The following is a 13,938-nucleotide window of genomic DNA, read 5'->3' as shown; positions in this document are numbered from 1 at the left end:
TGTATAAGACATCCGAAATCGATGATTCTAACTTTGTAAACGTAAACAACAAAACACGTCATGAAAACAACAATCTTTACCATAGCCGCCGCTTTTTTCGCCTTCGCGGTCCAAGCGCAACAAGTGCAAAAGGAATCTACGACGACCGTAACGACCGTAAAGGATTCTGACGGAGAAAAGAAACTGGTCAAAACCCAGACCGAGCAACAAGTGCAGAAACTCGAATTCCAAAACCCGGATTCTAAAGCATTGAACAAAGATCTGGCTCCGACGCCTACACAAGTAACCGCAACCACAACCGTAACCGCTCCCGACGGCACGACGCGTGTGGTCGATGTAGACCGTTCTGCTTATTACACTTGGGGTGGATCGAAATATCAGGTGAAACTCGACAATGTCGGATATACGCTGACCAACAACGGCAAAAGATCGGCCGTATTGAGAAACGTCGGTCCTAACAATTATATCTATTCGACCAACGGGAAAACATCTTACGCCTCATTCGACTCGAACGGAAATATGGTTTTGAGCACATACGATCCGAAAACCGATAAGGTCACGACCGAAACCTATACAAGGAACTAATCTTCTTGACACTCCATATATACCACAAAAAATCCTGAGACGTTCGCGTTTCAGGATTTTTTGTACGAAAGTGCGAAAGAGACTTGACCGCATAAAAAAACCGCCTATTAGAGCGGTTCTATTTTTTATGGAAGTATACTTGAGCACTTCAGCACTTAGCGCTCAATCATTATGCAAAAACGCCTGTCTGTTCAACAGCGTCTCATCGCTTTCCACATGATCGGGATCGGGAACGCAGCAATCTACCGGACAAACCGCAGCACATTGTGGTTCTTCGTGGAAACCTTTGCACTCGGTGCATTTGCCGGGAACGATGTAATAGATGTCGTCCGAAATCGGGGTCTGGGCGTCTTCTGCATCGACTTCTTCGCCGTTAGGAAGGATCACTTTCCCACGAAGCGAAGTTCCGTCTTTATAACGCCAGTCGTCGGCTCCTTCGTAAATTGCCGTATTCGGGCACTCGGGTTCGCAAGCGCCGCAGTTGATACATTCGTCTGTTATGATGATAGCCATTTTCTAAAATGATGAATTATAAATTATGAATTATGAATTGCCAGTCTGGACTTCTCGATTATATCATCTGCAACTGCTACTGCCACTAATTCACTACTTTTGTGCAAAATTAAGCCAAAACTCCGTTTACGCAAATCAATTATGACAGCTTTAGAGAAAAAGGATGCTTTCGTGAAACTCGGTGACTTCTTGAGACAGTTCGTTGCCTATGAACCGGTTAAAGATGATTCGGTACTCAAAAACGACGAATTTTTCGAACCTTTCAAAAGCCTGATCGCATTGAGCCAGTCGCACAACGGTTGGTATACGCCCGAACAAGTGCGCTTTTCGATTGCCGCATGGGCCGACTCGCTGACCTCGAAAAACCTCACCGACTGGCTTTCACGTTACGACATTCCTGAACGCGAACCCAAAACCGTCGGATTGGTTTTGGCCGGCAATATTCCGCTTGTCGGTTTCCACGATTTCGTGTCGGTCGTGCTTTCGGGTCATAAAGCACTTGTCAAATTGTCGTCGAACGACCAGCATTTGCTTCCGTTCCTTGCCAAATATCTGATGTCGATCGCGCCGGGTTTGAAGAATTTCATCGGATTCACGGAAGGCAAACTCGAAGGTTTCGACGCCGTTATCGCGACGGGAAGCAACAATACGGCGCGTTATTTCGAATATTATTTCAAGGACGTGCCGAGCATCATCCGCAAGAACAGGAATTCGGTAGCCGTACTTACCGGAAATGAAACTACGGATGAACTCGAGGCTTTGGGAGAAGATATTTTTAGATATTTCGGACTCGGATGCCGCAACGTATCGAAGCTTTTCGTGCCCAAAGGTTATGATTTCGCCAAATTCTTCGAAGCCATGTTCGCCCAAAAAGACGTGATCCAATACGAGAAATACGCGAACAATTACGATTACAACAAGGCGGTTTTTTTGATGAGCAATTTCAAACTGCTCGACAACGGATTCCTCACGATCAAGGAAGATACGAACTACGCCTCGCCTATTTCGAGCATTTTCTACGAATTCTATGACGATTTGGAAACCGTAAAAACCAGGCTCGAAAACGAATCCGATCAAATCCAATGTATCGTTTCGGCTGGAATCGTAGGGAATAGCATCCGTTTTGGACAAACGCAAAAACCCGAATTGTGGGATTATGCCGACAATATCGACACGCTTTCATTCCTTTCGAAGCTATAATTCTGTAGCTTTGAAAGAAAAACGATGACGGCAACTCTACGCAATTTCTTTCTTTTAGCTTCCTTTTCAAGCGCATTTGCCCAGATTTCGGGCACGCCTTTCTATCCGTCGCAACCGGGCATGCACTTCGGTATCGGCGGAAGCGTTTCAGTCAGCGGAAACGAAGCGCTTGTCGGCGGACCGTATTATCCTGACGGTGCGCAACAACCGGAACTTCTGGTCCATCTTTTCGAAAAAACGGGCAACAACACGGTAACCCAGATGGCGACTTTCAATCCGGATGACCTCTTGCCTGCCGACGGATTCGGACCGTCTTCGATCAACGGGAATTTCATCGCCATCGGAGCGCCTCAGCAAGACCAAGGCTTTACCGACGCGGGTTCGCTTTACCTCTACCAAAGAAATGGCGCGCAATGGAATTTCTTCGAGAAAATCACCGCACCCGATGCCGCGGCCAACGACAGGTTCGGAATGCCGAAATTCATGGGTAACTTTCTATTTGTTGGCGCATCGGGCGATCAATCCTCATCGGCAAGTGAATCGCCGCACACCGGAGCGGTTTACGTGTACTATTTCGACGGTACTGCATGGAATTTCCAACTCAAGCTGTTGGTAGAGAACTCGGTCAATTTGAGTATGCTCGATGTAGATGATGACCGATTGGTCTGCGTCGAATATCTATCGACTACGCAAGTCAGGTTTCACAGTTTCGCGTTGAATACGAATACGCTGGCTTTGGAGGGTTCGTCCGCAATCCTCGAAAAGAACATCTACGACGGATTTTCGTACGAAGACGGCGTAATCTACATGATAGAATCGGACAACTGGCCAAGCGGGCAACAAGTAAAGACCTTTTCGTTGAACGGCAACGCTTGGACGCAGGGCGTATCCTATCCGGTGGTAAATCTTACCGACCAAAGATATGTTGGCGTCTACGTATACCAAAACGACATGTACCTAAGCGCCAACGCCGATTATATACTGCTTGCGGAACGCAACTGGCAGGTACTGCACTACAAAAAAAACAATGGTGATTGGGTGTATCAGGACTACTACATCGGAACAGGAAATTCGGGCGACGACGGTTTCGGATCGGGAATTGCACGCGATGGGAATTCGCTTGTGATTGGCGCTCCTTACCAAGGCGTTCTCAATACGGGCATGGCGTATTTTATCGATGCTTCGCTTGCAACTGCAGAAACGCCTAAAAATACTTCGTTCGTCATATATCCGAATCCGGTTCAAGATAAACTGTACTTTAAAAATAATGGAATCGCATCGATAGCCAAGGTCGATATTTTCGCTGCTGACGGCAAACAAATTCGATCTTTCGACAGCGACTTGGAAGAAATTTCTCTCGCCGGTTTCGACCGCGGTATGTACCTGCTAAAAATCACAGCGGATGACGGAACCATCGGCTACCACAAAATCCTGAAAAAGTAAGGCTTACTATAACGTTTTCTGTTGATAAGATGGGTTAATTATTCATAAAAATGCTATCCGTTTCGCGTTCTGTTTACGAAATTTGCGGAAATTTTTTCCCTAAAGATGAAGAAACACAATTACAGCGCAGGCCCGTCCATCCTTCCGCAGGAAGTGCTTGAGAAAGCGGCGGCGGCGATCCTCGATTTCAACAATTCGGGTTTATCGCTTATCGAGATCTCGCACAGGAGCAAAGATTTCGTGGCCGTCATGGAAGAAGCGCGGTCGCTCGCCCTTGAATTGTTAGGACTTCAGGGCAAAGGCTACCAGGCGTTGTTCCTTCACGGCGGTGCGAGCCTTGAATTCCTCATGGTACCTTACAACCTGATGACAAAAGCCGGAAAAGCGGCTTATCTCGATACCGGAACCTGGGCCAGTGGCGCGATCAAGGAAGCCAAAACGTTTGGTGAGACTGTGGTCGTCGCTTCTTCAAAAGCTGAAAATTACACGCATATTCCTAAAAATTATACGGTTCCGACCGATGCGGATTATTTCCATTGCACGTCGAACAACACGATTTTCGGCACGCAAATGACCGAATTTCCCGATCTTGGAATCCCGATGGTTTGCGACATGAGTTCGGATATTTTTTCGCGTGAGCTCGATTTCTCGAAGTTCGGATTGATTTACGCCGGAGCACAAAAAAATATGGGACCGGCGGGCGTTACGCTTGTAGTCTTAAAAGAAGACATTTTGGGCAAGACCGGAAGAACGATCCCAAACATGCTCAACCTGCAACAACACATCGAGAAGGAAAGCATGTACAACACGCCTCCGGTTTTCGCCACTTACACGTCTTTACTCACGCTGCAATGGCTCAAGAACCTTGGCGGAATTGCCGAAATAGAAAAGCGCAACAACGCGAAAGCCGAATTGCTGTATACCGAAATCGACCGCAACGGTTTGTTTAAAGGGACGGCCGTCGTCGAGGATCGTTCGAAGATGAACGTGACCTTCCTTCTGGAAGACGAATCGCTCACCGAAAAATTTGACCAATCGTGGAAAGCCGCCGATATTTCTGGGTTGAACGGACATCGTTCGGTTGGCGGATACCGCGCTTCGATCTACAACGCCATGCCGATCGAAAGTGTGCAGGTTTTAGTAGACGTGATGAAAGAACTGGAGCGTACGGCTTAAACGCACCGCGGCCCGGATGCGAGCGGAAATCCTTTTTGGGAGGCCGAGCGCAGTCGAGGCTTCACAAAAAGATTGCAGCGGGTCAGCCGGAAATGTCCGCCATAAAAAATAAAAATAAAAAATCAGGATAATGAAGATTCTAGCCAATGACGGTATCTCCAAAGCAGGCGCAAAAGCGCTCGAGAACGCCGGATTTGAAGTGATTACGACCAAAGTGGCCCAGGAACAGGTGGCCAATTTCATAAACGCACATAAAGTGGACGTGATTTTGGTGCGATCGGCGACCAAAGTGCGCAAAGAAATCATCGATAATTGCCCAAGCCTTAAAATCATCGGACGCGGCGGCGTCGGGATGGACAACATCGATGTCGATTACGCTCGTTCAAAAGGACTGCATGTGATCAATACGCCGGCTTCGTCATCGGAATCGGTGGCGGAATTGGTATTCGCCCACCTTTTCAGCGGCGTGCGCTTTTTGTACGACTCGAACCGCAACATGCCGCTTGAAGGCGATTCGAATTTCGAAGGCTTGAAGAAAGCCTATGCGAACGGGATCGAGCTTCGCGGAAAAACGCTTGGCATCATCGGTTTCGGACGTATCGGACGCGCGGTAGCCAAGATCGGATTGGGTCTCGGAATGCGCGTAATCGCTTCGGACAAATTCGTCGGAAGTGCCGAAATCAAGGTCGATTTCTACAACGGCCAGTTCATCAACGTCGATATCGTGACCGAGCCTATGGAAGATATATTGAGGGATTCCGATTTCATTTCGCTTCACGTGCCTGCCCAGGACGGCTATGTGATCGGAGCGCCCGAATTCGAGGCGATGAAAGACGGTTCGGCTATCGTGAATGCGTCGCGTGGAGGTGTAATTGACGAAGTGGCGTTGCTCGAAGCGCTCGAAAGCGGAAAAATCGCGTTTGCTGGTCTTGATGTTTTCGAGAACGAGCCTACTCCAGCCATTCAAGTCCTGATGCATCCTAAAGTGTCGTTGACGCCTCACATCGGGGCGGCCACGAACGAAGCCCAGGATCGAATCGGAACCGAACTCGCCGAACAAATCATCGGTTTGCTGAAACCCGAAGTCAATTGAAAAATAATTTAAAAGCCGCTATCAAGCGGCTTTTTTTTTATGCTGGTAGTTTTTGCTTAAATCTTTACGCTGTGATTGGAGTCGAATTCTACAATCCATTCAATGCCGAATTTGTCCCTGAACATGCCAAAATACGAACCCCATGGACTATCTTCAATAGGCATTTCTATAGTTCCTCCGGCTGAAAGACCGTAAAATAGTTTATCCGCTTCTTCTTTGCTTTCGGCACTTATCGAAATTTTGCTCCTGTTTTCATTTTCGTTTACTTTTCCTAGAAATTCGGGAACGTCATTTCCGATAAGCACGTTGCTTCCGATAGGCAAAGAAATATGCAGGATTTTGTTTTCATCGCTTGGGCTTACTTCGAATTCAGCGCTTGCCAAATCCTTTAAACGGACTACTTTTGAAAATTCTCCGCCGAATACGGATTTATAAAACGCAAACGCTTCTTGTGCATTTCCGTTGAAATTAATGTGGGGATTGATAAGTGCCATGATCTTTATTTTTTGCTATTCAAATATATCGCTTAACTAAAAAACCGATAGGGTATGAAAACGACAAAAAAGAATGTTCTTTGCGACACGTACCTGTTTACAAAGACGACTATCTATCATCGGCTTGCCGTCGTAAAACGATAAACTCACGGATTCCAAAACCGACGCAAATAAAAAACCGCCCTTGATGAGCGGTTTCAAAACGTCAAGCTTCGTTTTCTTTATTTTTTTGCTTCGTAAATCTTCATCATCTCTTTCGCTTTTTGGGTTTCGCCAATTGCTTCGAGCGATTTCGCATATCGGAAATAAACTACAGGTTCAAAATCGGTGGTTTTCGCGAAAAGTTCGGTATACCATCTGGCCGCTTTGGTTAGATTTCCGTCGAAAAAACGAGCGTTGGCGACTCTTTTGAGCATGTCGATCGATTGGAAACCTTTCTCGAGCGTCCTTTCGTAAGTATCAAGAATATCGATTTTGACCGACTCGAGTTTAGCCTTCGGAGCTACGCCTTTCGGTACGACCGCATTGATCCTGACCGGCGCGTTCGGAGCGCTGATGGCAACAGGCGTAACTTCAATTTTGGTAAGTTCTACAGGTGTGAGCGCTGTCACTTTTGCCTTGCCGTAAATCGGTGTGATTTTTCGTGTGTTGTTCGGACCTAAATCAATCGTGCTGATAAAGTTCATACTCGGAACATTATACGTCGTGATTCTTCCTCCGAAGTTCATGTTGATGCGTTCTTCTACATGATAAGCCACTATCACGCGGTCATCTCCGCCCGATAGGTCCGAAACCAAGTGTGAAATCCCCATTTTCACGGGGAAACGATCGCTGCCCTGAGCAAAACAGCCGAAGGAGAGTACACTTGCCATCGCTATAAAAAAGGGTGCGTAATTTTTCATCATTCCTTAAATAAGATTTATGTCATCATCTAAAACTGGAACTAAATTACTTACTGTTGATTTTTTTGATGGCATTTTACCCGTAACTAACCCCAAAAAACGTTGAACTGCAACATTTAAGAGAGTTCGTGTGATTGGTCGGTGTGGATTGGTGTTTCATCGAATAAACAGTCTTTTTATGACGTATCGCCTTACATTTTTAAGCTTTTTTGGACTAAAAACACGTCGGAAAAGGTCATATCGCGATTTTATTTCATCGATGAAATACATGCATCAAAAAAGAAATGCGCAAAGAAAAGTTAACCTCATCCAACCCCATCGCGCATTTACGTATCTTTAAATAGAAAATCACAAACAATGAAACAACTACTTACATTCCTTGTGCTTTTCATGGGCATAATTGCGTGTTCTACGCAACAGAAAAGCGTTGCATCTTCGCAAAAAACCGATTCTAAAGTAACTGCCTCAAAAAGTGATACGATCCGGATCGCCAATGATTCTCTTGAGTACGAAATCATCATAATAGATCCCGGTTTCAGCAGTTGGATGCTTACCAACGCACGCGACCGAGGATTTTATAGCCAGTCTTATCTGGAAAACCATAATATACCTTGGGTTACCGAATGGAATATAAGAGCCCGGTCGCCTATAGGACGCAGGGCCAACTTATACGAAATGCAGATCGATTATCGTCAGGGAATAAATTATGGCTATGAGGTGAATTACATGCTTTTCAACTACCTCACTTATTTCCAATTGACCAACAAAGAGCGTTTGGGCGGTCCGATTCCACGATTATAATTCGTATTTTTGGGTCATATCAATGCCCAAATGAACAAACTCAAGCAACGCTGGGGAATCACCTCAGGATTCCAGTTTGCCATAATCCTTATCGTTTTTGCGATAACCGGTTCTACAGCGGCTTATCTGTCCAAGCCCATTTTGGCGTGGTTCGGCATCGTTAAGGGAGAAGTGTCGGCCTGGGTATATTATCCGCTTTATATCGTGTTGATTTTCCCGGTTTATCAAGTGTTGCTGATCTCTATCGGAACTATCTTCGGGCAATTCAAATTTTTCTGGGCATTCGAAAAGAAAATGCTTAGAGGCATGGGTTTGGGATTCCTGTTCCGTGATAAAAAAAACGCCCGCGATTGACGGACGTTTTCATTTTGGATCATTTCTTTTTGAACAGGTACGTGTAGCACCACATAAGTGTAAAACTTGGGACGAAGTCGGTAAACGGGATCAATTCCTCAACAAAAGAGAAAACTCCCGCCACTTTTCCCGAAGTACCTTTGTACATGCGAGCCATCAAAAATCCCGATAACGGCGCCCAGATTACGTCGCCGAATTCCCCGACGAACGGTATGCTGAACGACAACATCCCGATCAGGTCGAACAAGATTCCCAACCATAAATCACGGTTTTTGTTTGCGTCAACGGCTTGTTGTGCATTCAAATCCAATTTCTCTTTCACCATCTCATTCACGAATAAAGGCATATTATTGATGTTTTAGCTGCGCCTTGTACTTTTCCCTGACCTTTTCGATTTTAGGCGTAATCACGAACGAGCAATACGGCTGCTCCTTGTTCTGCGCATAATAGTTCTGATGGTAATCCTCGGCCGGATAAAAGGTTGGCGCTTTGGTCACTTTGGTAACAACTTTCTTGCCAAAACCATAAGTGCCTTGTTTTTGAAGTTCGGTAATATAAGCTTCGGCCAACTCCTTTTGGGCTTCCGTGTGATAAAAAATCTCGCTTCTGTATTGCGTGCCGACATCGTTCCCCTGACGGTTCAACGTAGTCGGATCGTGAGTCGCGAAAAAGATTTCGAGCAATTGACCGAAATCGACCTTCTTCGGATCATAGACGATCTGCACCGCTTCGGCATGACCCGTATCTCCACTACAAACTTCTTTGTAAGTCGGGTTGACGGTTTTCCCGCCAATATAACCCGAGGTCACGCTTTTCACGCCGTCCATTTCTAAAAAAACGGCTTCTGTACACCAAAAGCAGCCACCGGCAAGAGTGGCCGTTTCGTAACCTTGTTGTTCACTCATCTTGATTGAGTCCGTGTTTTGTTGTTGCTTTTCTTGTTGTTTTTCCTTCGCCATGCACGAAAACATCGCGACGAAAATCGGAAGTATCCATAACTTTTTCATATCGTTTGGTTTGATGTGCAAAATTACGATGAAACAGAAGTTTCGGATTTGGTGTTAACGGAACTTTATAGGGCGAACGTGCTCAAGTGCGAAGGTGCTAAGTACTTGAATAAAAAATCAGGAGTAAACTTTAGCACGTTCGAACGCCAGCACGTCGGCACTTCGCCAAAAATCCTTTTCTTTGCCAAAAGCGTCGACCCAATGATCCAAGCCACGAATATTCATAAATACTACGATCAATTACATGTTCTGAAAGGTGTTGACCTAACGATCGATAAAGGCGAAATCGTCTCTGTAGTCGGGGCTTCCGGTGCCGGAAAGACGACTTTGCTGCACATTTTGGGTACGCTCGACAAACCCGCTAAGGAAACGGCAACTTCGCTTACGATCAACGGAGAGAACCTGCTCGCGATGAACGATACGGCGATTTCGAAATTCCGCAATTTACATTTGGGTTTCATTTTTCAGTTCCATCAGCTTTTACCCGAATTTACGGCTCTCGAAAACGTATGCATCCCCGGATTCATCGCCAAGCGTAACAAAGCCGAAGTCGAGCATGAAGCAAAAAAACTGCTCGATTACCTCGGGCTTTCACATCGCATCGCACACAAACCCAGCGAACTTTCGGGTGGCGAACAACAACGCGTGGCCGTCGCAAGAGCGATGATCAACAAACCTGCGGTCATTTTCGCAGACGAACCTTCGGGCAATCTCGATACGGCATCGGCCGAAAACCTGCATCAACTGTTCTTTACGCTTCGAAACGAGCTCGGACAAACGTTCGTGATCGTCACGCATAACGAGGAACTGGCCGACATGGCCGACCGCAAACTCACCATGAGCGACGGGCTAATTATCCACTGATATGTTGCTGATCGCCCTGACATTCCTTTACATCGTCTTTACGACCATCAATTTCGGGGCATGCGTAAATTCGCTTTTCAAGACGCGCAATCCCGATTTTGCGATAACGTCTCTTTTGGGAATTTTCTCCATTGCGCTGCTCACCTCGGTTTGGGCTATTTTCGATCGTGTAAACTGGGAATTCCACATGGTGTTGTTTTTGGGCAACACCGCACTTTTTTTCGTGTTCAAGAATGCCGTGATCGCCAATTACAGGTTGTTGCGCATTCGGTTTACCAAACTTTCGAAACCGCTCAAATGGTTGCTTTTGGTCAATTCCATACTGATTTTGGCCAAATCGGCGGCAGCACCTTACATTCTGGACAACGAATCCTATTACATCCAAACCGTCAAATGGCTCAACGAATATGGCTTTGTTGAAGGACTTGCGAACCTTCATCTCTTTTTGGGCCAAATGAGTGGCTGGCATGTCGCACAAAGCGCATTCAGTTTCTCCTTTATCCATTCAGGCTTCAATGATCTGAGCGGATATTGTCTGCTACTGACCAATCTGTATGCGGTTTTCAGATTACAGGATTACTTCCAATCACCGTCAAAAATCGCATTGGTTATGGGATTGCTGCCGATTGCAAACGTATTCTTCCTGCAGTTTTCGGGCGCACCATCAGCCGACATCCCGATTTTTGTACTCACGTTTCTGGCAATCGATATTTTTATTTGTCATTTCGAAAACCCCGAACGTGGCACTTTGAGTTTGCTCGTGATCTTGGTTCTGTTCGCGCTTTACATCAAGATTACGGCAATCGCGCTTGTGATCTTGCCTTTGTTTTGGCTGGTTCTCGATTTCAAGATACTGTTTTCGAAACGCATTTTCTTTTTAAGTTTCGGCGTCTTGGCGTTGTTTGTAACCCGAAACGCTATTGTCAGTGGAATGCCGTTGTTCCCACTGCCTTATGCATTCGGTTTCCATCCGGACTATGCGATTCCGCAACCTATCGTCGATTTCTTTTTCGTAGAAAGCCGTCCGTATTTATACGGATTGACAAAAACCGAATTCGACGCGATGCCGGTTTGGGAAATCTTCATCAGATGGATGCGAATGCCCAAACTGCACGGCTTTTTCAATACCGTCAATGCGGTACTTCTCGTGGTGACTCCTTTTTTCATCCGGAAGTTCGCACCGATAAAATCCGTTTGGATCGTTTACCTGACGATGGTCGCGCAGTTCGCGTTACTTTTTTGGCTTTCGCCCCAGTATCGGTTTTTCATGAACTTCATATTATTTTTCGGATTGTTCTGTTTGGCTTGTCTCGTGAATAAACAAGCGGCCGTAAAAGGCATTTTGGTGTTTTCGACCGTACTCGCGGCCGTTCCGGTTTTTGTGCCGCTTGGGCTCGATTCGGTCACGAACAACAAATACGCAGATAAGACGATGGCTTTTTCGGCACGCGAGCTTGTTTTCCCGCATCCGAATTCAAAATCGGATACAGGTTTCGAAAAGCTAAAAATCGGAAACCTCGATTATTATTCGCCGGTCAACAACGATTTTTTCTGGAAAACCGGAGACGGGCCTTTGCCATGCGTAAACAAAGATCAAATCGAGTTCTTTGACGAGAATTTCCACGCGCGCCCACAGTTGCGCTCCGATTCGTTACAAGACGGATTCTTATCGGAGTTTTCGCACGCAACCATTCGCGACACGTTGCATCCTCGTTGAAATACCTTCAATGAAACATTGCATTTGGATTCTTTGTTGTTTGATATTCACCTCTTGCGCGACCCTTCTCAACAAAAGCCATTACGACATCCTTTTCAGCTCCGACAAGCAAAATACGACGGTCACGATCCAGGACAGCACGTACAAACTTCCGGCGAAAGTCAACGTGAGACGCCAAAAGAAGAACCTTGCGTTTACAGTCAAGAACGACAGCCTATCCAAAAATTTCACGCTTTTCCCTTATACCGACAGCAAGATTGCGTTGAATGCGACCCAAAGCGTATACATGCCGATCGGATTTGCGGTCGATTTGTTGAGCCCGCAACGGTTCACGTACGGAAAATTCGTGAACATTGCGATCGACGGCGATTCTGTTTGTGTATACGGCGCGAATCCCAGGGCTTTCGGACAAAAGCGCGAAAAAAGGACAACGGAGAATTTCAATTACAAATTCAGCCCGAAAAAAGGCGAATGGTATTTTACACCCGCGATTTCCCAATACACCCAAATCGATTTCAGCAACGCTTACGGCGATTTCCATGACTTTTCGCTGGCTTCGGTGCGCGCCAATTTCGATTATGCTTATAAAGACGACAGGTATGTTTCGGTCGGTGTCGGATATGTCGCGCCCATCAATACCATCGGTGAACATTTCGGACCTTACGACCACGATTATCCGTCGGCTTTCTTCGCGACCGTGACCGATAATTTCGCTTGGCAACGACTTGAAGTCGGATACGGATTGGGTTATGCGATGACGAACGTGAGAGTACTTCGGGAAATCAATGAACAATTCGAAGCGACTTTCACGAACCATTCGCTTGCGGCCAACCTCGGGATTTCGTTGCGATTGCACAAAAGATTGTACGCCAACGTGAATTACGTGCCGACGTTCTACAAATTTTCCCCATCGCCCGAATGGCATTACGAGCATTTGCTGAATTTTGGATTTAGGTATAAATTGCGGCTTAGAAAAGCTGCGCCATGACGTTCGACGAATTAAAATCTTTTCTGGATGAAAAGTCCGACCTGTACAACAACCCCGATTTTATAGAAAGTGACCCGATCCAGATCCCGCATTCGTTTTCTGTAAAGGAAGACGTCGAGATTTCGGCATTCCTTGCGGCGACGATCGCTTGGGGAAACCGCAAATCGGTAATCGGGAACGCCAAAAAAATGATGGTTTTGATGGGCGATTCGCCTTTCGATTTCGTGATGTCGCATTCCGAAAACGATCTGGAGAAGTTTGAAGGGTTCGTACACCGCACGTTCAATTCCGAAGACCTCAAGACCTTCGTACGCGCCTTGCGTCACATGTACCGCAATCACGGCGGAATGGAAGCCGTATTCACCAAAAACGCAAATGACCTGCAAACCGGCATTTCCGAATTCAAGAAAATCTTTTTCGAAATCCCACACCAATACCGCACCCAAAAACACATTTCGGATCCGTTGCGAGGCAGTGCGGCCAAACGCATCCACATGATGTTGCGATGGCTTGCGAGACAGGACAACAAAGGCGTCGATTTGGGAATTTGGAAAGGGATTTCCCCTAGCCTTTTGTCGTGTCCGCTCGATGTGCATTCGGGCAATATCGCACGCAAACTCGGCATCCTGACGCGCAAACAGAACGATTCGAAGGCGTTGGCCGAACTCGATGCCAAACTGCGCGAACTCGACCCCAAAGATCCCGTGAAATACGATTTCGCGTTGTTCGGACTTGGTGCGTTCGAGAAATTTTGAAAAGAGATGGACCGATTTTTCGACTCTCGATGTCTTAAAATCCTAA

General features: G+C 46.3%; 16 protein-coding genes. 11 read left to right on the top strand and 5 right to left on the bottom strand.

Going from position 1 to position 13,938, the window contains the following annotated elements; all coding sequences use genetic code 11:
* The first annotated feature begins 60 nt into the window (after positions 1-60).
* Complete coding sequence (locus HZF10_RS00455; RefSeq protein WP_176004193.1) at positions 61-585, top strand: hypothetical protein; 525 nt, start codon at positions 61-63, stop codon at positions 583-585.
* Between the two features lie 162 nt (positions 586-747).
* On the opposite strand, the gene HZF10_RS00450 is transcribed toward HZF10_RS00455, so the two are convergent.
* On the bottom strand, positions 748-1,098 hold the full coding sequence (locus tag HZF10_RS00450) for a 4Fe-4S dicluster domain-containing protein (RefSeq protein ID WP_176004192.1): 351 nt from the start codon (positions 1,096-1,098) through the stop codon (positions 748-750).
* A 141-nt stretch (positions 1,099-1,239) separates the two neighbouring features.
* Here HZF10_RS00450 and HZF10_RS00445 point away from each other — a divergent pair, with 141 nt between their 5' ends.
* From HZF10_RS00445 to HZF10_RS00430, 4 genes are all read left to right on the top strand, one after another.
* Positions 1,240-2,298: an acyl-CoA reductase gene (locus HZF10_RS00445; protein WP_176004191.1), complete on the top strand. Its 1,059-nt coding sequence runs from the start codon at positions 1,240-1,242 to the stop codon at positions 2,296-2,298.
* A 24-nt stretch (positions 2,299-2,322) separates the two neighbouring features.
* Positions 2,323-3,741, top strand: coding sequence for a T9SS type A sorting domain-containing protein (locus tag HZF10_RS00440; protein WP_176004190.1), 1,419 nt, complete (start codon positions 2,323-2,325; stop codon positions 3,739-3,741).
* Positions 3,742-3,846: 105 nt separating this feature from the next.
* A complete protein-coding gene (gene serC / locus HZF10_RS00435) occupies positions 3,847-4,917 on the top strand; it encodes a 3-phosphoserine/phosphohydroxythreonine transaminase (protein ID WP_176004189.1) in 1,071 nt (356 codons plus the stop codon).
* Between the two features lie 130 nt (positions 4,918-5,047).
* Complete coding sequence (locus HZF10_RS00430) at positions 5,048-6,010, top strand: D-2-hydroxyacid dehydrogenase (protein WP_176004188.1); 963 nt, start codon at positions 5,048-5,050, stop codon at positions 6,008-6,010.
* Between the two features lie 56 nt (positions 6,011-6,066).
* Here HZF10_RS00430 and HZF10_RS00425 read toward each other — a convergent pair whose 3' ends face one another.
* On the bottom strand, positions 6,067-6,504 hold the full coding sequence (locus HZF10_RS00425; protein ID WP_176004187.1) for a VOC family protein: 438 nt from the start codon (positions 6,502-6,504) through the stop codon (positions 6,067-6,069).
* Positions 6,505-6,725: 221 nt separating this feature from the next.
* Positions 6,726-7,409: a hypothetical protein gene (locus HZF10_RS00420; protein WP_176004186.1), complete on the bottom strand. Its 684-nt coding sequence runs from the start codon at positions 7,407-7,409 to the stop codon at positions 6,726-6,728.
* A 354-nt stretch (positions 7,410-7,763) separates the two neighbouring features.
* Between HZF10_RS00420 and HZF10_RS00415 the strand changes: the two genes are divergently transcribed.
* Together HZF10_RS00415 and HZF10_RS00410 are read left to right on the top strand one after the other, a co-directional pair.
* Complete coding sequence (locus HZF10_RS00415; RefSeq protein ID WP_176004185.1) at positions 7,764-8,207, top strand: DUF6146 family protein; 444 nt, start codon at positions 7,764-7,766, stop codon at positions 8,205-8,207.
* Positions 8,208-8,237: 30 nt separating this feature from the next.
* On the top strand, positions 8,238-8,561 hold the full coding sequence (locus HZF10_RS00410; protein WP_176004184.1) for a DUF6787 family protein: 324 nt from the start codon (positions 8,238-8,240) through the stop codon (positions 8,559-8,561).
* Between the two features lie 19 nt (positions 8,562-8,580).
* Here the strand turns inward: HZF10_RS00410 and HZF10_RS00405 are convergent, their stop codons facing one another.
* Together HZF10_RS00405 and msrA are read right to left on the bottom strand one after the other, a co-directional pair.
* Positions 8,581-8,886 carry a hypothetical protein gene (locus tag HZF10_RS00405; RefSeq protein ID WP_176004309.1) on the bottom strand — a complete coding sequence of 102 codons (306 nt, stop codon included), beginning with the start codon at positions 8,884-8,886 and terminating at the stop codon, positions 8,581-8,583.
* 22 nt (positions 8,887-8,908) lie between these two features.
* The gene (gene msrA / locus HZF10_RS00400; protein WP_217703312.1) at positions 8,909-9,568 is read right to left on the bottom strand and encodes a peptide-methionine (S)-S-oxide reductase MsrA; all 660 of its coding nucleotides are present in this window, start codon (positions 9,566-9,568) and stop codon (positions 8,909-8,911) included.
* A 201-nt stretch (positions 9,569-9,769) separates the two neighbouring features.
* Here msrA and HZF10_RS00395 point away from each other — a divergent pair, with 201 nt between their 5' ends.
* From HZF10_RS00395 to HZF10_RS00380, 4 genes are read left to right on the top strand one after another with little or no spacing between them, the layout of a single operon-like run.
* Positions 9,770-10,432, top strand: a complete 663-nt coding sequence (locus HZF10_RS00395) for an ABC transporter ATP-binding protein (RefSeq protein WP_176004183.1) — start codon at positions 9,770-9,772, stop codon at positions 10,430-10,432.
* Between the two features lies 1 nt (position 10,433).
* Positions 10,434-12,149, top strand: coding sequence for an LIC_10190 family membrane protein (locus HZF10_RS00390; protein ID WP_176004182.1), 1,716 nt, complete (start codon positions 10,434-10,436; stop codon positions 12,147-12,149).
* Positions 12,150-12,159: 10 nt separating this feature from the next.
* Complete coding sequence (locus tag HZF10_RS00385) at positions 12,160-13,137, top strand: hypothetical protein (protein ID WP_176004181.1); 978 nt, start codon at positions 12,160-12,162, stop codon at positions 13,135-13,137.
* A complete protein-coding gene (locus HZF10_RS00380) occupies positions 13,134-13,892 on the top strand; it encodes a TIGR02757 family protein (RefSeq protein ID WP_176004180.1) in 759 nt (252 codons plus the stop codon). Before HZF10_RS00385 ends, HZF10_RS00380 begins: the two co-directional genes overlap by 4 nt.
* The last annotated feature ends 46 nt before the right edge of the window (positions 13,893-13,938 follow it).

The organism is Flavobacterium agri (assembly GCF_013401995.1).
GTDB classification, from domain to species: Bacteria; Bacteroidota; Bacteroidia; order Flavobacteriales; family Flavobacteriaceae; genus Flavobacterium; species Flavobacterium agri.
This window is presented reverse-complemented; position numbering and strand designations above follow the sequence as displayed.